We start from the raw sequence: 17,555 nt of genomic DNA, 5'->3' as shown, positions 1-17,555 counted from the left end.
TAGGGATTGGGTACACCAAGGGCAGGGCCGATGGCAAGTGGTTGGCGCTGGAGCGAGCGGAGCGCCGAAGCTGCCAATCTCCCCCACACGGGGGGAGATTGCCTGTGGCTTTGCCGGCACTTTTCCTTCGATCGGCTTTTCTGTGCGCCGCACGGTCATCTCATCGAGCGAATTCTTCTTGAACAGCGGTTTTGTCGAGTCACCGGGGATGCCGAAATCGGAGCCGTGCGCTTCTTCGGCCGACTGTTTCTTGAACAGCGAACGGGACACAGCGCCGGCCGGCGTCGGCATGTCGGTGCCGGGTCCCATCGCGTCGAGCGAGGGCTTGGCGAAGAGCGGCTTCTTGACCGGCACGGCACCGTCGGCGCCCATTTCGTCGAGCTCCGGCTTGCGGAAGAGGTTGGGCCGTGCAGCCTTGGCTGCCTCTTCGGCGGCACGTGCCTCGTCGAGCTTGCGGAAACGCTCCCGTTCCTCTGATGTACGATGTTTGGCCACGCCCTTGTTGTGCTTGCCCTTTTCGCGGCCCGAGACCGGGCTTTCCATGTCGGCATATTTGGCCAAAGGATCGTCGGAGATGGACAGTTCCATCTCGCGCAGCCGCTTGATCTCGTCGCGGATGCGGGCCGCCTTCTCGAAATCGAGGTTGGCGGCGGCGTCGCGCATCTGCTTGTCCATCGCGTCGAGATGGGCTTTCAGATTGTTGCCCATCATCGCGCCGGCGCTGTCGGTGAACTGCGAGATGTCGGCGCGGACATGGTCCTTCTCGTAAACCGAGTCCAGGATGTCCGAAATGCGCGACTTGACCGATTCCGGGGTGATGCCGTTGGCCGCGTTCCACTCCATCTGCTTTTCGCGACGGCGGTTGGTCTCGGCCATCGCCCGCTCCATTGAGCCGGTGATCTGGTCGGCATAGAGGATGACCTTGCCGTCGACGTTTCTGGCGGCGCGGCCGATGGTCTGGATCAGCGATGTCTCGGAGCGCAGAAAACCTTCCTTGTCGGCATCGAGAATGGCGACGAAGCCGCATTCGGGAATGTCGAGGCCTTCGCGCAACAGGTTGATACCGACCAGCACGTCGAAGGCGCCGAGGCGCAGGTCGCGCAGGATCTCGATACGCTCCAGCGTGTCGATGTCGGAGTGCATGTAGCGCACGCGAATGCCTTGCTCATGCAGATATTCGGTCAAATCCTCGGCCATGCGTTTGGTCAGCACGGTGACCAGCGTGCGGTAGCCGGCCTTGGTGGTCTCGCGGATTTCGCCGACAACGTCGTCGACCTGGCTCTTGGCCGGGCGCACTTCGACCGGCGGGTCGATCAGGCCGGTCGGGCGGATGACCTGTTCGGCGAAGACGCCGCCGGACTGCTCCATCTCCCAGCCGCCGGGCGTTGCCGAAACCGCGACGGACAGCGGGCGCATGGCGTCCCACTCCTCGAAGCGCAGCGGCCGGTTGTCCATGCAGGACGGCAGGCGGAACCCGTACTCGGCCAGCGTCGCCTTGCGGCGAAAGTCGCCGCGATACATGCCGCCGATCTGCGGTACGGTGACGTGGCTTTCGTCGACAAAGACCAACGCATTGTCGGGGATGTATTCGAACAAGGTCGGCGGCGGATCGCCCGGCTGGCGGCCGGTCAGATAGCGCGAGTAATTCTCGATGCCGGCGCAGGAGCCGGTCGCCTCAAGCATCTCCAGGTCAAAGCGGGTGCGCTGCTCCAGCCGCTGCGCCTCCAGCAACCGACCGGCCCGTTCGAGTTCGACCAGCCTATGCTTGAGTTCTTCCTTGATCGACTTGATGGCCTGGTTCAAGGTCGGGCGCGGCGTCACATAGTGCGAATTGGCGTAGATCTTGACGCTCTTCAGCTCGCCGGTCTTTTGGCCCGTCAGCGGATCGAATTCGGTGATCGCCTCGATCTCGTCGCCGAACAACGAGATGCGCCAGGCACGGTCCTCGAGGTGAGCCGGGAAGATCTCGATCGTGTCGCCGCGCACCCGGAACGAGCCGCGGACGAAGTTTATGTCCTGGCGCTTGTATTGCTGGGCGACGAGGTCGGCGAGCAACGCGCGCTGGTCTAGGCGGTCGCCGATCTGCATCTGGAAGGTCATCGCCGTATAGGTCTCGACCGAGCCGATACCGTAGATGCAGGAGACCGAGGCGACGATGATGACGTCGTCACGCTCGAGCAGCGAGCGCGTCGCCGAGTGGCGCATGCGATCGATTTGCTCGTTGATCGAGGATTCCTTCTCGATGTAGGTGTCGGTCCGGGGCACATAGGCCTCAGGCTGGTAATAGTCGTAGTAGCTGACAAAATACTCGACGGCGTTTTCCGGGAAGAATTTCTTGAACTCGGAATAGAGCTGCGCGGCAAGCGTCTTGTTGGGGGCCAGGATCAGAGCAGGGCGCTGCGTCTCCTCGATCACCTTGGCCATGGTGAAAGTCTTGCCGGAGCCGGTGACGCCGAGCAAAACCTGGGTGCGGTCGTTGCTGTTGACGCCCTCGACCAGATCCTTGATCGCCGTCGGCTGGTCGCCGGCCGGCTCGAAATCCGAGACCATCTTGATGGCGATGCCGCCTTCGGATTTCTCCGGTCGGGCAGGGCGGTGCGGCGTCCACAGCACGCCGTCCTTGTGCAGCGGATTGCCGGATTCGATCAGCGCCGACAGCGCCGCGACGGTGGCGGTGACGCCGCCCGAAGCCATGGTCTCGGCCTCTTCCAGTGAGACATCGAGGCCGGCGACAGGATTGAGACCGGCCGCGGTGCGCTCCCGCGCCGAAGCCGCGCCGCCCATCGACGTGCCGCGTGCCGTACGGCCGGGGGAAGACGAGCGCTCGGGGATCTTTTTCGCCGGCTTCGCTAATTTGCCGCCGACTTTGCCGGAAACGCGCCCTTCCTTCTCGGCTTCCTGCTCGATCTGCTCGGCCCAGTCGGCGATCGAGCCGGTTAGCGGCGCGCCGGTGAACTCGGCCTGCGGCGCTTCGGCAAAGCCGTGCAGTGGCTCCGAGGCATCGAGGAAATCGGTCAGCGGGCTGCGCCGCTTGGGCGGCGAAGCGCGATCGTCATTCGCCGGCGGCGGCGTTTTCTTGTCAGAGAGTCTGGCCATGGCCCGAATATGGGAGGTATCGGCCAAAATGGAAAGAGCGGAGTGGTGAGGGGTGCTGCGCGCAATTTGGCTGCTGACAGCAGGGTGTCAGGAGCACCCTCCAAGCTTCCCGCTCAATTAAACCACAACGCGAACGTCAGAAACCCGGCGCCGCCGAATTGGCGCTGGATCTGGTCGAACTCCTCGCTGGTGAGAATCTTCCCGCGCTCGAGATAGGGCGCGATGGCCGGGCCGGTGATCGACAGCACCAGGTCGAAGGGCTTCGGCTCGTCGAAGAAGCGCTTCATGTTGATGCCCTTGTCGGCGATGCGGAAATGCGGCAGCAAGGTGCGGCCTTCCAGAAGATCCTCGGCCATGGCCAAGGCGGCGAGCCAGGCCTGCACCTGCTGCTCGCCGACGTCGAGGCCGGTGAGCGGGCTGGCGCCTTTTTGCTGCGGCCCGCGCAGCCATTCACGGTCATTGTCGGTTTCGGCGCGGATGGCTTTCCAGTCCTCGCGCGACAGCCGGATCATTTCCATGAGATGGGGGCGCGCGGATTGCCGGCGCTCCGGCTCGACCACTTGCCAGTTGACGAGATGGACCAGCGAGATGAAATCGGCGATGCGCCATTCGGACGACAACATGCCGCCGCTCATGCCGCCGTCCGGCGGAACGAGCGTGTCCTGCAGCGGCAGGTTGGCGCGCGGGAACAGCATATGGAACGAACCGTCGAAGGTGTTGCTGAAGTCATGCGCCAGCCAGAAATCGGCCTGCGCCATCAGGAATTCGGAATAGCCCTGTAGCCAGTAGCCGTCGGCGCGGTCGAAGCGGAAGGTGAGGGCGGGTGCGGCCGCGTCTGGCGCACCGCCGCCGCGTGACAGGGACGCCATGATCGCGGCGGCACTTTCGTCCGGCGCGATCTGGCCGTCCTCGTTGAGATCGATGCCGAGACGGGTCAGGTCGATGACCATGCCGATATCCGCGTCGGCGGGTACCGAGCCCAGCGTGGCTGCGGATTTCTCCAACCGGTCGCGGAAGGCGACGAGAATGGCGCGGAATTGTTCGTAGGTCAGCGGCTCGGGATCGACATTGTCCGGCACCGGCAGCCGCATCAGCGGCAGCATGAACGATTGCGGGCTGTCGAAACCGTGGCGGTGCAGACCGCCCGCCAGGATCTCCAGCGCGGTGAAGAATTCACCGGCGCCGGCGGCATAGGCCGATGCCGGATTGCCGGGCGCGGCGGCTTCCAGCGCGGCTAGCGCGCTGTCGCGCTCGGCCACGGTTTTTGCCTCGAACAGGGCCGTCGGTTCGGGAGCCGCGGCTCTGGCCGAGGACAGCGGCAGGAGAAGAACGATGGCGCCTGCCATCAGCCTGGAAAAACGCGTCATCGTGATCGCCCCTTTTGTCGCTCCGCAGTGGATCATACACGCATTTGGTTCGCGCGCCTGTAGCCCTGTGGTTCACCGATAACAGTCGACGCTTCAATCAATCCGGCGGACGGTCTACACAGGGCAAACGATTGGGCGTCGCGTGTCGAATTATCCGCTTTCCTACAAACTGTCCTGGCTGCCCCGTTTCCTCCGGCCTTCGCTCGGCGGCGCGGCTCGCGGCTTCGCTCCGATGGCGGCAGCCCTGCTCGAACCGGCGCCGGCGCGGACGGTGCGGCTGGCATTCGTCGGCGACATCTCGGCGGTGGCCAATCGTCGTGTGCCGGACTGCGATCCGGCGATCGCGGCGCTGCTCGCCTCGGCCGATCTCGTGGTCGGCAATTGCGAAAGCCCGGTCGTGGAACGGCCGAGCTCTGTTTTGGGTACGAGGTTCGGCACGCACCATGCGATGAGCGAGCGGTTTCTTGCCGAGGCGCTGGCCGCCGCCGGCATTTCGCTGGAAAGACTGGTGCTGTCGCTGGCCAACAACCATGTGCTCGACCAGGGCATTGCCGGCTTCGACGAGACTGTCGCCGCGATGGCGCGGCTCGGCAGCCGCACCATCGGTGCTGGGGCTCCAGTCGAACGGTTTGCGGTCGGGCCGCTGACCATCGGCCTTGCCGGCTTTACCCTGTGGCGCAACGCCGGCGCGGCTCAATTCGCGGGCCGAGTCTCGATGCAAGGCGATCCGACGCAATGGCCGCGCGGTGCCGCATCGGGTGTCGATCTCCTCTGCGCGGTGCCGCATTGGGATTGGGAGTTCCGGCATTTTCCGCGTGCGAAGACGCGGGCACTGGCGCGGCTTCTGGCCGAACATGGCGTCGGCTTGGTCGCCGGGCATCATGCCCACGTCGTGCAGCCGATCGAGCGGATCGGCAAGACGCTCGTTGCCTACGGGCTCGGCGATTTCTTCGGCACTGCCTTCGCGCGCCAGCCATGGCCGGGCCGTATCGGCGCCATTCTCGTCGTCGACATCAGCGCCGATCCCGGCACGCGCGGGGCCATCGCCGCCTACCGGCTGCATGCCTTCATGCGGCTGCGCACCGGCGATCATGAGCGGCTGGTCCCGGTCGAAACGTTGAAGGGAAAATCCAGGCAAAGAGTTTCGGCCCGCCTCGATGCAATCTTCGGTGCCGGGCGCTGATGGCTGCGCTGACGCGGTCCACAAAACCGGCTATCATGCGCTACGCAGGCAAGCTTGTGGCGGCGGGTGGGCGATGGAAACAGCGGATTTCATGCCGAGCGAAGCGGTGATCGCCGGCATCAGGAAGAACATCGAGGTCTACGAGGCCGAAAGAGCTTCGGCCCATCGCCAGACGCGCTGGCGGGTGCCGATGTTCATCGGACTGCTGCTGGTGTTCGTGGCGCTTGTGGCCTGGCTTTTCAACGGGGTTGCCGACCCGAACGAGCAGTGGTTCTCGACCCCGCATGTGTTCCTCTATATCGGCGGCTTCCTGGCGGCAATCCTGCTCTATTTCAAGGCGATCAAGCCGGCGGGCAAATTGCGGCAGTCGTTCCGCAGCACTCTGCTGCCGATCGTCTTCGGCTTCATCGAGAACATGCAATACCGGCACAACGTCAAGCCGAATTCGTTTGACCGGTTGCCGCGTGAGACGGTTGGCCCGTTCAGCCGGCAGTCTTTCGACGATGTTTTTTCCGGCCGCTATGAAAGGTTTCCGTTCGAGCTTTACGAAGCAGATCTCCGGGAAGGGACGGGCAAGAGCACGACAGCAGTGTTCAAGGGCGTCATCGTCGCCTTCGAGACGATCGTGCCGTTCCCCGGCACATTGGTCGCCGCGCGCCGGACCAACAAGGTCGTCGGCTTCTTCCGCGGCATCTTCGGCAGCAAGATGCAGGAACTGTCCAGCGGCGTGCCGGAGCTCGATGCCGCCTACGAGTTCCGCACCGACAATATCGAGGCGGCGCAGCCGCTGGTGACCGGCCGGCTGGCGCAGGCGCTGCGATGGCTCGGCGAAACCCGGCCGAACGATCCGGCACGCGTTGCGCTCAGCGGCAGCGACGGCTTCTTGCTGCTGCCGCAGGAAAGGAATTTCTTCGAGCTGCCGGATATCTCCACGCGCCTCGACTACACCAAGCATGTCGCGCCGATGATCGCCGACATGGGCGCGATCCTGGCGACAGCGGCGCTGGTGCGAAAGATCGGCGTGAACGATGTAGAAGCCGGTTGAACTGGAATTCAGCCGTCAACAACCGAAGCCATAGTTCTGGCGATAATAGTCGGCGTCATCCTTCGACATCTTTTTGAAGAGAACGCAGACAGTGAAGCTTCCCACCCGGCGTCCGTTCTTCATATAACCCCAGTCGGAAATATCGTCCCGGCTGAATTCGATCTCCTGGCCTGCCACGACGTTGTGAACGGTCTGCGGCTCGTTGTCCAAGGTTCCCGCAAATCCGGCCGCCGTACGGTGGAAGGGAATGACCCAGAAATGTTCCGTGGCGTCCCCGTCCCTGACCATGACTTTCAATTGGAAGTCGGCGGTTCCGGATGGAGGCGCGTCGGCCAATGCCAGGAAGTCGTCGAGACCGGCACGCGCCTGCTCGATAGCGGCCGCCATCTCCGGATCGTCGCCAGCTACGCTGACGACCTTGTCGTCGCCCTGACCAGGAGTTTGCGCGTCGGCTGATGCCGGAGCAAACGCGAGCAACAGGGCAAGCGCGGTACGGGCTGCAAGCTTCATGGTGAGACTGCTTTCGACATTTCCGCCAGACAAACCGGATCATCATTCGCCGAACGTCTGATTGGCAACTGGTTTTTGTCTCCATCAGGCGCTATTCCTGGGACAGTGGGGTGGGGCTATGATCGAGGAACGCAAGGGGTTTCGCCTGTCGCGGCGGCTGCTGCTTGGTGCGGCGGTGGTCGGCGGCGCGATGGTCTGGGGCGGCACGACCGTGGCGCGGCTGGCCCGCGGCCCGTCGGCGCAGAAGAATTCCGGGCGCATTGCCGACATTGACGGCATCGACCTGGCGCTGAAGCCGCTGGAGAACGCGCCAGCCTACGATCCGTCGCTGCCATGGCTGACCAAGGGCGGCGACATCAACGATGCCAGCGGCGTTTCGATGACGCCGGTCTACGGCGTTATCGAAGTCAGCGAGGAAAACCACATTGCGAGCGCGTTGGCCTTTGCCCGCACCAATGGCCTGAAGGTCTCGGTCGCGGCGGTGCGCCACTCGATGGGCGGCCACGCCTTCGACGATAACGCACTGGTCCTCGACATGCGCAAATTCAACAAGATCAGCGTCGATGCGGCGGCGAAGGCGATGACCTTGCAGCCGGGCGCGCGCTGGCACGACATCCAGAACCTTTTGCACCCGCGCTTCGCGGTGAAGGCGATGCAGTCGACCGACATCTTTTCGGTCGGCGGCTCGCTGTCGGTCAACGCGCATGGCATGGACCATCAGGCCGGCTCGGTCGCCGGCTCGATCCGTTCGATGCGGGTGATGCTGGCCGACGGTTCGGTGACGACCTGCTCACCGGCCGAAAACACCGAGCTGTTCCGCCACGTCGTCGGCGGCTACGGCCTGTTCGGCGTGGTGCTGGAGGCGACACTCGACATCGTCGACAACGCCGTCTACCGCACCTCGCGCGAGATCATCAAATCGGACGATTTCCCGACGTTCTTCGCCGAGGTGCTGGAGCCAAACAGGGCGATTGGTCTGTTTTATGGGCATCTGTCGACTGCGCCGGGCAATTTCCTCGAGGATATGATCGTCTATCGCTATGACAAGGTCGCCGACCAGCCGCCGGCCGACCAGCCGGCAATCGGTGAACCGGGCTCGGTTGGGCTCAAGCGGGTGATCATCAACCTGGCGAAATGGGGCAGCCTGTTCCAGGAGCTGAAATGGTTCACCGAAAAGACGCTGGAGCCGCAATTCGAGAGCTGCACGGTGGCGCGGACGGCGGCAATGGCCGAGGGCGAGGCCTGCCTGGTCACGCGCAACAACCCGATGCACGATTCAGTGCCCTATCTGTTCAACGACCTGCTCGACGAGACCGACATACTGCACGAATATTTCATCCCGCGGGCGGCCTATAACCCGTTCATCGCGGAAGCGCGCGAGATCCTGCGCAACCAGAGCCTGCCGGTGCTCAACGCGTCGGTACGCATCGTCCACAAGGAGGATGTGGCGCTGAATTATGCGCCGGAGCCGGCCTATTCGCTGGTGCTCTACATCAATCAGCCGACCGACGCCGACGGCAATGCCAGGATGCGGGCACTGACAAGGGCGCTGATCGACGTGACGATCAAGTATGGCGGGCGTTTTTTCCTGCCCTACCAACTCCACTACACGGGCAAGGAGCTGCTTGCCTCCTATCCGGAACTGCCGTCCTTCCTGGCGAAGAAGCGGCAATACGATCCGGGGGAGCTGTTTTCCTCGACTTTTTACCGCGCCATCAAGGCACTGATCGGCACGGCCTGAAGTGCCGGTTACAGACCGTCAGGCAGCTTCGCCGCCAGCCAGTTCGCCGAGCGCCTGGCGATGCCGATCGTTGCCGATGCGGCGCGGCCGAGATCGGTCTTGACCACGGCGTACCCGGTCTTCGTGCGGTAGAGCAGGGCGCTGCCGCCATCGACCGCCGCTTCGTAGGCGACCGGCCGGACGGCTTCTGTTTCCGTCGCCGTCGCCTGCGTTCCGACCGCTGCACTGGGCCGATGGCTCAGCTCCGGCGGCAGCGGGTCTGTCGCGGCCGTGCTGGCCGTCGTCAATTCGGGCTCCGAAGTGGTCGCCGCGAGCTGCGATGACGAAGACGAGTTCTGTGTCCGGCAGATGCCCGAGACCAGCGGATAATCGAAATTGCGCTCGCGCAGCATCTGGCTTTTCATTGCCGCTTCGCATTCAGCGATGGTCGACCACTTGGCGGGCGTCTCGCCGATATATTCGCAAAGCCTGGCGTCGCAGTCGCAGCCGACGATGGTCATGGCGACAAGGGCGGTCTTGATCACGGTCTTGTCCCTCCGAATTGCCCGGCGCATGTGCGCAAGATCAAAGTGCTACGGCATCATCAATCGTTGCGGAACAAGGCGGGATTTGGCCGCGATTGTGGAATGAGCGTGGCGGAGCGTCACGCAGCGTCTTGCCGAGGCCGGCTGTGACTGAAAGGCCTCAGTAATCGTAGACGTGTTCGAGCCTGGCGCCTGCCGTCATCAGCGCCGGCAGCACGATGTGCAGCTTGCGCACGGCGACGGTCAGGCCGGTGCGGCGCGTCGAAGGTTCCGCCGGAAGCGGGTAGCTGAACAAGGTGCGTGCGCCTTGGGGAACATTGATCTCGTCATTGGAAAGCACGGTGACCATGATCTCGTCATTGCCGCCGATCTCGACGAAGGAGACGCCCTTGCCGATCAGGCGCGGGATCATGTCGGTGAACACCTGATAGCGCCTGGTGACGAAGACCGTGCCGTCGGCGCCGAGATCGCGCTCCAGCAAGGTGTCGGGCTCGTTGCGGGTCACCTCGCTGACCGGACCCTTGGCCCAGACGTGGATGTCGAGCAAGGCCGGGTCGGTGGTGGCGGCGAGCGCCGACTTGATCAGATCGGCGTAACCCTGCTTGATGGTGTAGGCGAGGCCGAAGGCGAGCTTGCGTTCGCTGGTGCGGACGGCGCTGTCGTCCGCTGCCGGCTGGACGGCAAACAGGCCGGCACGCTTTTCGGCATAGGGAAACTGGTACCACGGCACCTGGTCGAGAAAACCAGCATAGTCGGCCGCTACCTTGGCCTGGTAGATGTCGACGGCGGTGCGCTTGCCGGCCGTCGCTTCGGTAATGCGGCCGACCGTATTTTCATAGGCCCATTGGATGGCGTGCTCGATCGTGTGGCTGGTGCCGATGATCACCAGCATCTGGTGGTTGTCGAGGTTGAACTTGTAGGCGGAGCTGGCGCGGACCACCATCGCATAGTCCTGCCAGAAGCGGCCGATATAGGAGAGATAGGGAAAACCGCTCGGCTGGTTCTTGTCGACGAAGCCGGCATATTCGCGGGCGGCGTAGACGATGGCCCATTCCGGATAGGTCAGAAAGGTCGATTCCTCCGGCCGCTGGTAGCCGGGGATCTCGGCACGTACCTTGTCGGCCAGCGCCTTTGGCGGGGCACCCTCGGCGATCCCCGGCAATGGTGTTGTGTCCAGCGACGGCGTTGTGAGAAAGCCGTACGCCAGCCCGGCGATCGGGATCAACACAACAATGACGACAAGCCAGAGGATCGCCTTGATGATGCGCTTCAGCAAGCGGAACAGGAACATGGCCGGTCAGGCCGTGGCGAAATGGTCGTACACGCGTTTCGACAGCCAGAACCCGACATAGACGGCGAAGCCGCCGATGACGATGTGCGGCAGGTTGGCGAAAAAGCGGGCCGGGAATTCGATGTCGTTCAAGGAGCGGAAGCCGTTGATGAAAATGCCGCCATCGAGGCAGCCGGAACCGGTGACCAGGCCGAGCACGCCGTCGAACAGATAGACCGAGCCGAACAGCTTGAAATAGAACACCGCCTGGCGGTGCGAGATGAAGGCGGCGGCCAGCGCCCAGACGCCGGAGAAGGCGTGCAGCAAATCGTCATACCATTGCAGCGAGAACAGGCCGAACAGATTGCCGCCGGCATCGTTGAAGGCCGGCACATAGCCGATCGCAACAACACCGAAGAACAGGAAAGCATAGGCAACAGCAAGCTTCTGGATGAGCGTCATGAAGTATCCCCCTGCCGTCAGCCTTCTCAAACGGCCCCCGACGGCTAATGGATAGTAGCTGATTTTGGCGCAGGGTGAAGCGTCGCCGGCAAAATCGTCAGGAAGAGCCACAAAGACAGTCGGCGCCGGGATTTCTCCCAGCGCCTCCCTGTCAGATCAGGACACGGTCGCGGCGGCAACTCCCGAAAGATGTCGCGCCATGCCGGCCTTGATTTTGACGGTCCTGCCAGTCGCCACCCGAGGGCAGCGTCCGTTCCGGACCACGCCGGTCTCCACTCTTGCGAGCTTTGCCCAGCGCGCCATCGAAGGTTTTTGCCGTCCTTCATGGCAGCATCGGTCCGCCGTTGGCGTTCGCACGCTTTCCGCGGCCCCGTAGGTCTCGGCTTCCATCCCTCCAACAAGCAAGCCTGTTCTCGTTCAGGGCCGTACGGGCCTCAGGAAATCCGCCGTTCCGCTTTGCCTTTCGGCGTGGCGATCGGTAGCCGCCTGAGATGGGTTTAATGTACGCCGGATAAGCGTTTGGCGAAACTGCCGCAAGCCTGTGAATAGCGGGATTATCGGGGACTGACCCTGCCAAAATAGCGACTTTCCGATCTCTGCCGACGCCGGCCGGGATTTGCCGCCTCGATGCGGAGGCCGCATTGTCGGACATTCGATCTTGCCCCGCGGGCCGGCGCGGGCTTCAATGGCGGCAAATGATTGGAAGGCGTGTTCGATGGCCTTGGGGAGGCAGGCTTGAAGGTCGCGGTGGTTCTCAATCCGATCGCCGGCGGCGGCAGGCTCAAGCGGCATTGGCCAGAGGTTGCGGCTTCGCTGAAAAGACATTTCGGCGATTTCGAGCTGCGTGAAACGCAGGCCGAGGGCGATGCCGAACGGCTGGCGCTCGACCTTGCCGCCATCGGCTTCGAGCTGGTGATTGCGGCCGGCGGCGACGGCACCGCCAGCGAAGTCGCCGACGGGCTGCTGAAGGCTTTCCGGGAAAGCGGCCGGACGGCCGAACTTGGGCTGCTGCCGTGCGGCACCGGCATCGACTTCGCCCGCGGGCTCGGCCTATCGAATAATGTCGATCTGACACTGAAGCGGATTGCCGAGGCCAAGGGGCGCAAGGTCGATGCCGGGTGCATCAGCTATGTCGACGACCACGGCGCGCTGGCCAGCCGCCATTTCATCAACATCGCCAGCCTCGGGCTTTCCGGCGCCACCGACCGTGCCGTCAACGCCGACAAGCGCAAGGGCAAGGTTTCGGCCAAGGCGCTGTTCTACTGGCGCACGGTCTGGGAATTCCTTCGCTACCGGTTCCAGGACGTTGCGATCACCGTCGATGACGGTGCCCCGGTCGAGGCGCGCATGGCGCTGGTGGCGGTGGCCAACGGGAAATTCTTCGGCGGCGGCATGATGATCGCGCCCGACGCCGAGCTTAGCGACGGCGAGTTCGACATCGTCATCCTGCGCGCCGCCGGCAAGCTGAAGCTGATCTGGGACATCCGCCTGCTCTATGGCGGGCGGCACCGCAACCATCCGGCGATCACCATCCTGCGCGGCAAGAAGGTGGTTGTCGAGCCGCTCGGCGATGTGCAAAAGAACGCCGCGCTGATCGACATAGACGGCGAATCGCCGGGTCGCATACCGGCGACCTTCGAGATCCTGCCCGGCGCATTGACGCTGAGATATTGAATCAAGCCGTTGAGGGATTGATTCAAGTTGTTTCGGCGGTGATTCCGATCCTAGGTTCAACACGTTGAAATCGCGTGACATTGTTGGTCGGTCTCGCTTGACAACTCACGGCATCAACGGTGTCTGCATCATCTGCAAATGCAGGTCCTTGCCGGTCCAGGGATGCGCCTCGCAGACGGCCTCATCGAGCTCGACGCCGAGGCCCGGCTCCTTAGACGGGATGACGTTGCCGTCCTGCCATTCGATCTTCTTCTTGAGCAGCTTCTCGTGAAAACCGTCCCACTGCTTCAGTGATTCCAGAATGAGGAAGTTGGGCAGCGTCACCGCAAGCTGGATGTTGGCGGCGCCGACGATCGGCCCGCAATAGCAATGCGGCGCGACCTGGATGTGATAGGCCTCGGCCATGGCGGCGATCTTCTTGGTTTCGAGAATGCCGCCGGAGCGGCCAAGGTCGGGTTGAAGAATGGTCGCGGCACGGTTCTCGATGACCCGGGCAAATTCGAACTTGGTCGTCAGTCTTTCCCCTGTCGCGATCGGGATCGAAGTGCCGCGCGCCACTTGAGCCATGACCTCGGGCATGTCGGGCGGCACCGGCTCCTCGAACCACAGCGGATCATAGGGCTCGATGGCGCGGGCGAGGCGCAATGCACCCGAAGCGGTGAACTGGCCGTGCGTGCCGAACAGGATGTCGGCTCTGGTGCCGACTGCCTCGCGGATCGCCTTGACCATGCGGGCGGAGAGGTCGATGTCGACGAGGCGCGGCTGGTGCCCATCGAAGGCGGTGTAGGGGCCGGCCGGATCGAGCTTGACCGCATTGAAACCCTGCTCGACATATTCGAGCGCGCAGGCGGCGGCCAGATCAGGATCGTTGTAGACGTTCTTGCCGCGCGCATCCTCGGAGTGGACGCTGCCGCTGTGCGGATAAAGGTAGGTATAGGAACGCAGCGTTTCGTGCACCTGGCCGCCAAGCAGCTTGTAGACCGGCTTGCCGGCCTCCTTGCCGATAATGTCCCAGCAGGCGATTTCGAGCGCCGAGAAACAGCCCATGCCCGACACGTCGGGGCGCTGGGTGAAGCCGGACGAATAGGCGCGGCGGAAGAAGGTCTCGACGTCGTGCGGATCGCGGCCGACGAGATAGCGCTGTGCCATATCCTCGACCATTTTTGCGGTGACATGGGCCGAGAAGGTGGCGTTGTAAGCCTCGCCATAGCCGACGACGCCGCCATCGGTGGTGAGCTTGACGAAGATGAAATACTTGCCGCCGATGCCGGGCGGCGGATTGCCGACAACCCAGGTCTTGACGTCGGTGATCTTCATTTTTGATCCTCCAGAACCAGTTCGGCGCCCTTCCATCCGGTCATGATCGCGGCAGCGTTGGTGTTGCCGGTGATGTTGTCTGGAAAGATCGAGGCATCGATGACGCGCAGGGCTTCCAGGCCATGCACCTTCAGGCGCGGATCGACGACGGCGCGCGCCGGGTCCGGCCCCATGCGGCAGGTCGAGACCGGGTGATAGACGGTGCCCGAGCGCTCCCTGAAATCCTGAATGAGATCTGCATCGGAGGCGATCGACGGACCCGGCAAAACCTCCTCCTCGATGATCTCGGCCATCGCCGGCATCGAGGCGATCTTCCTGACGAATTTCACCGCCGCCAGCATTTCGGCGACGTCCGCATCGGTCGAAAACGCGTTGGCGACGATCTTCGGGTAATCGCGCGGATTGGCGGAGCGGATCATGATTTCGCCGCGGCTCGACGGCCGGCAGTTGGACAGGCCGATGGAAAAACCCGGCCACGGATCTGGCGTCAGGATCGGTCGCTCGCCGCTCTTCGGAATGACGGTCGAGAAGGCCTGGAAATAGAGCTGCATGTTGGGCCGTGCCGCGGCCGGATCTGTGCGGAAGAAGCCGCCGGCATTGTTCATCGACAGCGACAACGGGCCCGAGCGCAGCAGGATATATTGCATGCCGACCAGCAGCTTGCCCCACCACGGGCGCAGGATCTGGTTGAGCGTCGGCAGCCTGCCCTTGAAGGTGTAGTTGATGCCGACATGGTCCTGCAGGTTTGCTCCGACATTCTCGTTGGCGCAAATGACGGGAATGCCGAGCGCACCAAGCAACGCCGATGGGCCGATGCCTGAAAGCTGCAGCAATTGGGGCGAATTGACCGAACCGCCCGACAGGATGATCTCGCGGCCGGAGCGGGCGGTTTTCGTCTCTCCATTTTGGAGATACTCGACACCGACGGCGCGCTTGCCTTCGAACAGGATTTTTGTCGCCAGCGCATTGATCTCGACGCGGACATTTTTGCGCTTCATCGCCGGGCGCAGGATGGCGCGCGCCGCCGACATGCGGCGGCCGTTCCTGGTGGTGATCTGATAGACGCCGACGCCTTCCTGCGTGGCGCCGTTGAAATCCGGGTTGAGCGGCAGGCCGGCCTGGCTGGCGGCGGCGAGATAGCGCTTGGTGAGCGGATGGACGGAGGTCGAGCAGTCGGTGACATGTAGCGGCCCGCCGACGCCGCGCCATTGGTCGGCGCCGGCCTGGTTGTCCTCCAGCGCCTTGAAAGCGGGCAGCAGGTCGTCGAAGCCCCAGCCGGGGTTGCCGGCATCCCGCCAGGCGTCGAAATCCTCGCGCGCGCCCCTGATCCAGACCATGGCGTTGATTGAGCTCGAGCCGCCGAGCAGCTTGCCGCGCGGCCAGTGGTCGACATTGCCGGCGAGGCCGGGGTCAGGCTCGGCCTTGTAGTTCCAGTTGACCGCCGGGTCGAAGAAGGTCTTGCCATAGCCGAGCGGCATCTGGACGTAGAAGCGGAGGTCGCTGCCGCCGGCCTCAAGCACCAGCACCGAGAAGCGGCCGGAAGCCGACAACCTTTCGGCCAGGACCGAGCCGGCCGAACCGGAACCGACGATGATGAAGTCATAGGTCTGCATGGTGGCTGCGGCTGGCTCCGAATTTTCGCTCAGCCTAGACGCCGCGGACCGCCGCGATCACGGAGCTTCCGGCATCGCCTGTGAAAAAAGCGACCGGCACTTCGTTTGCATTCAGTGTCCTGCCCTAAGCATTACAGTGCGTTACAGTGACAGTGCCACTAATTGGAGCGCGAACTCTGCGCAACGGGTTGCGATCAATTAGTGCACTGTCACCGTAATTCGTAATTCGAATTCAAGCCCCGCCATCTGAGCTCAGGACGTTGGTCACGCCTTCGCCTGTGCTTTGTCGGCAAGCCTGTCCGAGCATCACAGGCGATGATCGGCAATCTGCCTGAAATCATAGCGCATGATCGGGCGGGCCGGCGTCCTGCGGGCGACGACCCTGAACCCGGCGCGCGCGAAGGTGGAGGCATATCCGCTGCCGGAAGCGCTCGGCGATACGTCGGCGTCGAAAGGATAGGCTTCGAGGGCAGGAGCGTTTGCGCGCCTTGCGACTTCCAGGGCCTGTGCAATCAGCTGGGATGTTACGCCCCGCCGGCGGTATTGTTTTCGCACGTAGAGGCAGGACAGGGACCAGACCGGCCTGTCATCCACGCGCTTGAGCTGCCATAGCCGATCGAGCCAGGGCAGGGCATCTCGCGGCGTCACCTGGCACCAGCCGACAGCCACATCGCGGTCGAAAGCAAGCAAACCCGGAGGCGGACCATGCTGTACGGCTTGCCGGAACGCTGCCTTGTTTTCCTCGCCGGGCCGCTTTCGATAAGAACGACCGATCCGCCCGTACATACACCAACAACGACTGCAGACGGCGCTGTCGCCGAACAGGTCCTCGAGCGCCGGCCACAGATCGGGCGTCAGTGGGCGAAAGGTGAGCTTCATGTCATGTTCTTCACGATGAAATCACAGGTCCGCATGATGGACGCGGGCGGCTTTGGAAATTAAGCTCTATCCCAGACAGCGCGCGCCTCTGGCGTCACTGAGGCTTCTGGCTTCCCTTCTGAAAGAGGCGACTGGCCCTCAAGTCTGTCGCTTTCCGTAGGCGTGTAGAAACGATATCAAATCCCTTGTCCAACGTTGTCCCTGCGACCCTATGGGGTTAAATCCAGGACTGCTGTCCTGCTCCGCATGTTGACGGGGAGGGAAACGTGCTCGTGCGTGATCGTCCATCTGTTTCCAGATCGACGAAACGCATTGCTCACGCGCACCCAGTAGTCGACATTCGCGCCTGTTTTCATGGTGCCGTGCGCTCGGATGAGCATCCATGCGGCGGCAACCGCGTCGCCGGCTGCGACATCCAGTTGGCCAAGCTGCTGGCCAATCGGACCAGACCAGCGAGGAAACCAATCCAAGAACCGCTCGCGAAGGGCGTTCGATCCCACATACCGAAGCGGCGGTACGAGGTCGAAATAGACTATGTCATCGGAGTAAAGGGACATAAGCCACTCGATGTCTTTGGCGCCCATGGCAGCCGATCGACTGTCCAGCAATTCCCTAATCGCGGTTTCATCACCTGGCATCGTCTCCTCCAATCTCATCATTTCGCCCGCTTGCCGGGCGTGAGCTGTCCTCCCGCGTCGTCATCAGGGTAACCACCGATGGTGCTCCCCGACAACCAGCGTTCACCCTTTCAAACGATAACGAAAGTCATCCTGGCGTACGGCGTCGCGAGAATCCGGCGGGACCATGCATGGTGACGCCACAAAGCGCCGACACCTCCCGCGGTCGGCTTCACCCGCTGAGCGGTCGACGGCAA

Annotated in this window: 14 protein-coding genes; 4 read left to right on the top strand and 10 right to left on the bottom strand. The window is 63.2% G+C overall.

The features are described from left to right. Both uvrB and NKJ93_RS28685 read right to left on the bottom strand, forming a co-directional pair. A partial coding sequence (uvrB, locus tag NKJ93_RS28690) for an excinuclease ABC subunit UvrB (RefSeq protein WP_352592527.1) occupies positions 1 to 3,096 on the bottom strand: 3,096 nt, incomplete at its 3' end. 113 nt (positions 3,097 to 3,209) lie between these two features. Then, positions 3,210 to 4,463 (bottom strand): hypothetical protein, encoded by a 1,254-nt coding sequence (locus NKJ93_RS28685; protein ID WP_352592524.1) that lies wholly within the window; start codon positions 4,461 to 4,463, stop codon positions 3,210 to 3,212. Positions 4,464 to 4,605: 142 nt separating this feature from the next. Here NKJ93_RS28685 and NKJ93_RS28680 point away from each other — a divergent pair, with 142 nt between their 5' ends. Further along, positions 4,606 to 5,646, top strand: coding sequence for a CapA family protein (locus tag NKJ93_RS28680; protein ID WP_352592521.1), 1,041 nt, complete (start codon positions 4,606 to 4,608; stop codon positions 5,644 to 5,646). Between the two features lie 73 nt (positions 5,647 to 5,719). After that, positions 5,720 to 6,691: a hypothetical protein gene (locus NKJ93_RS28675; protein ID WP_352494890.1), complete on the top strand. Its 972-nt coding sequence runs from the start codon at positions 5,720 to 5,722 to the stop codon at positions 6,689 to 6,691. A gap of 15 nt (positions 6,692 to 6,706) precedes the next feature. On the opposite strand, the gene NKJ93_RS28670 is transcribed toward NKJ93_RS28675, so the two are convergent. Then, positions 6,707 to 7,201, bottom strand: a complete 495-nt coding sequence (locus NKJ93_RS28670; protein WP_352494891.1) for a YegJ family protein — start codon at positions 7,199 to 7,201, stop codon at positions 6,707 to 6,709. A gap of 118 nt (positions 7,202 to 7,319) precedes the next feature. On the opposite strand from NKJ93_RS28670, the gene NKJ93_RS28665 reads away from it, so the two are divergent. Further along, positions 7,320 to 8,942 (top strand): FAD-binding oxidoreductase, encoded by a 1,623-nt coding sequence (locus NKJ93_RS28665; RefSeq protein ID WP_352592518.1) that lies wholly within the window; start codon positions 7,320 to 7,322, stop codon positions 8,940 to 8,942. An 8-nt stretch (positions 8,943 to 8,950) separates the two neighbouring features. On the opposite strand, the gene NKJ93_RS28660 is transcribed toward NKJ93_RS28665, so the two are convergent. The 3 genes from NKJ93_RS28660 to NKJ93_RS28650 all read right to left on the bottom strand — a co-directional run bounded on the left by NKJ93_RS28660 (position 8,951) and on the right by NKJ93_RS28650 (position 11,198). After that, positions 8,951 to 9,466: a hypothetical protein gene (locus NKJ93_RS28660; protein WP_352494893.1), complete on the bottom strand. Its 516-nt coding sequence runs from the start codon at positions 9,464 to 9,466 to the stop codon at positions 8,951 to 8,953. 160 nt (positions 9,467 to 9,626) lie between these two features. Continuing rightward, entirely contained in the window at positions 9,627 to 10,757 is a 1,131-nt protein-coding gene (locus NKJ93_RS28655) for a hypothetical protein (RefSeq protein ID WP_352494894.1), read from the bottom strand. Between the two features lie 6 nt (positions 10,758 to 10,763). After that, entirely contained in the window at positions 10,764 to 11,198 is a 435-nt protein-coding gene (locus NKJ93_RS28650; protein ID WP_023719157.1) for a DUF4383 domain-containing protein, read from the bottom strand. A gap of 735 nt (positions 11,199 to 11,933) precedes the next feature. Between NKJ93_RS28650 and NKJ93_RS28645 the strand changes: the two genes are divergently transcribed. Then, complete coding sequence (locus NKJ93_RS28645) at positions 11,934 to 12,872, top strand: diacylglycerol/lipid kinase family protein (RefSeq protein ID WP_352494895.1); 939 nt, start codon at positions 11,934 to 11,936, stop codon at positions 12,870 to 12,872. Positions 12,873 to 12,977: 105 nt separating this feature from the next. Here NKJ93_RS28645 and NKJ93_RS28640 read toward each other — a convergent pair whose 3' ends face one another. From NKJ93_RS28640 to NKJ93_RS28625, 4 genes are all read right to left on the bottom strand, one after another. After that, positions 12,978 to 14,189 carry a mandelate racemase/muconate lactonizing enzyme family protein gene (locus tag NKJ93_RS28640; protein WP_352494896.1) on the bottom strand — a complete coding sequence of 404 codons (1,212 nt, stop codon included), beginning with the start codon at positions 14,187 to 14,189 and terminating at the stop codon, positions 12,978 to 12,980. Then, entirely contained in the window at positions 14,186 to 15,802 is a 1,617-nt protein-coding gene (locus NKJ93_RS28635) for a GMC family oxidoreductase (protein WP_352592515.1), read from the bottom strand. The genes NKJ93_RS28640 and NKJ93_RS28635 overlap by 4 nt, the downstream gene beginning before the upstream one ends. 306 nt (positions 15,803 to 16,108) lie before the next feature. After that, positions 16,109 to 16,681: a GNAT family N-acetyltransferase gene (locus NKJ93_RS28630; RefSeq protein WP_352592512.1), complete on the bottom strand. Its 573-nt coding sequence runs from the start codon at positions 16,679 to 16,681 to the stop codon at positions 16,109 to 16,111. 209 nt (positions 16,682 to 16,890) lie between these two features. Then, positions 16,891 to 17,319, bottom strand: a complete 429-nt coding sequence (locus NKJ93_RS28625) for a YybH family protein (RefSeq protein WP_352592509.1) — start codon at positions 17,317 to 17,319, stop codon at positions 16,891 to 16,893. Positions 17,320 to 17,555 lie beyond the last annotated feature (236 nt).

The sequence above is a fragment of the Mesorhizobium sp. M0028 genome (assembly GCF_040323855.1).
Lineage (GTDB): Bacteria > Pseudomonadota > Alphaproteobacteria > Rhizobiales > Rhizobiaceae > Mesorhizobium.
The sequence above is the reverse complement of the archived record's forward strand: the minus strand, read 5'-3'. Positions and strand labels throughout refer to the sequence as shown.

Bases quoted from the DNA above. Each gene is read 5' to 3' on its own strand.
- NKJ93_RS28685 (WP_352592524.1), bottom strand. From the start codon at position 4,463: ATGACGCGTTTTTCCAGGCTGATGGCAGGCGCCATCGTTCTTCTCCTG.
- NKJ93_RS28675 (WP_352494890.1), top strand. From the start codon at position 5,720: ATGGAAACAGCGGATTTCATGCCGAGCGAAGCGGTGATCGCCGGCATC.
- NKJ93_RS28670 (WP_352494891.1), bottom strand. From the start codon at position 7,201: ATGAAGCTTGCAGCCCGTACCGCGCTTGCCCTGTTGCTCGCGTTTGCT.
- NKJ93_RS28665 (WP_352592518.1), top strand. From the start codon at position 7,320: ATGATCGAGGAACGCAAGGGGTTTCGCCTGTCGCGGCGGCTGCTGCTT.
- NKJ93_RS28655 (WP_352494894.1), bottom strand. From the start codon at position 10,757: ATGTTCCTGTTCCGCTTGCTGAAGCGCATCATCAAGGCGATCCTCTGG.
- NKJ93_RS28650 (WP_023719157.1), bottom strand. From the start codon at position 11,198: ATGACGCTCATCCAGAAGCTTGCTGTTGCCTATGCTTTCCTGTTCTTC.
- NKJ93_RS28640 (WP_352494896.1), bottom strand. From the start codon at position 14,189: ATGAAGATCACCGACGTCAAGACCTGGGTTGTCGGCAATCCGCCGCCC.
- NKJ93_RS28635 (WP_352592515.1), bottom strand. From the start codon at position 15,802: ATGCAGACCTATGACTTCATCATCGTCGGTTCCGGTTCGGCCGGCTCG.
- NKJ93_RS28630 (WP_352592512.1), bottom strand. From the start codon at position 16,681: ATGAAGCTCACCTTTCGCCCACTGACGCCCGATCTGTGGCCGGCGCTC.
- NKJ93_RS28625 (WP_352592509.1), bottom strand. From the start codon at position 17,319: ATGCCAGGTGATGAAACCGCGATTAGGGAATTGCTGGACAGTCGATCG.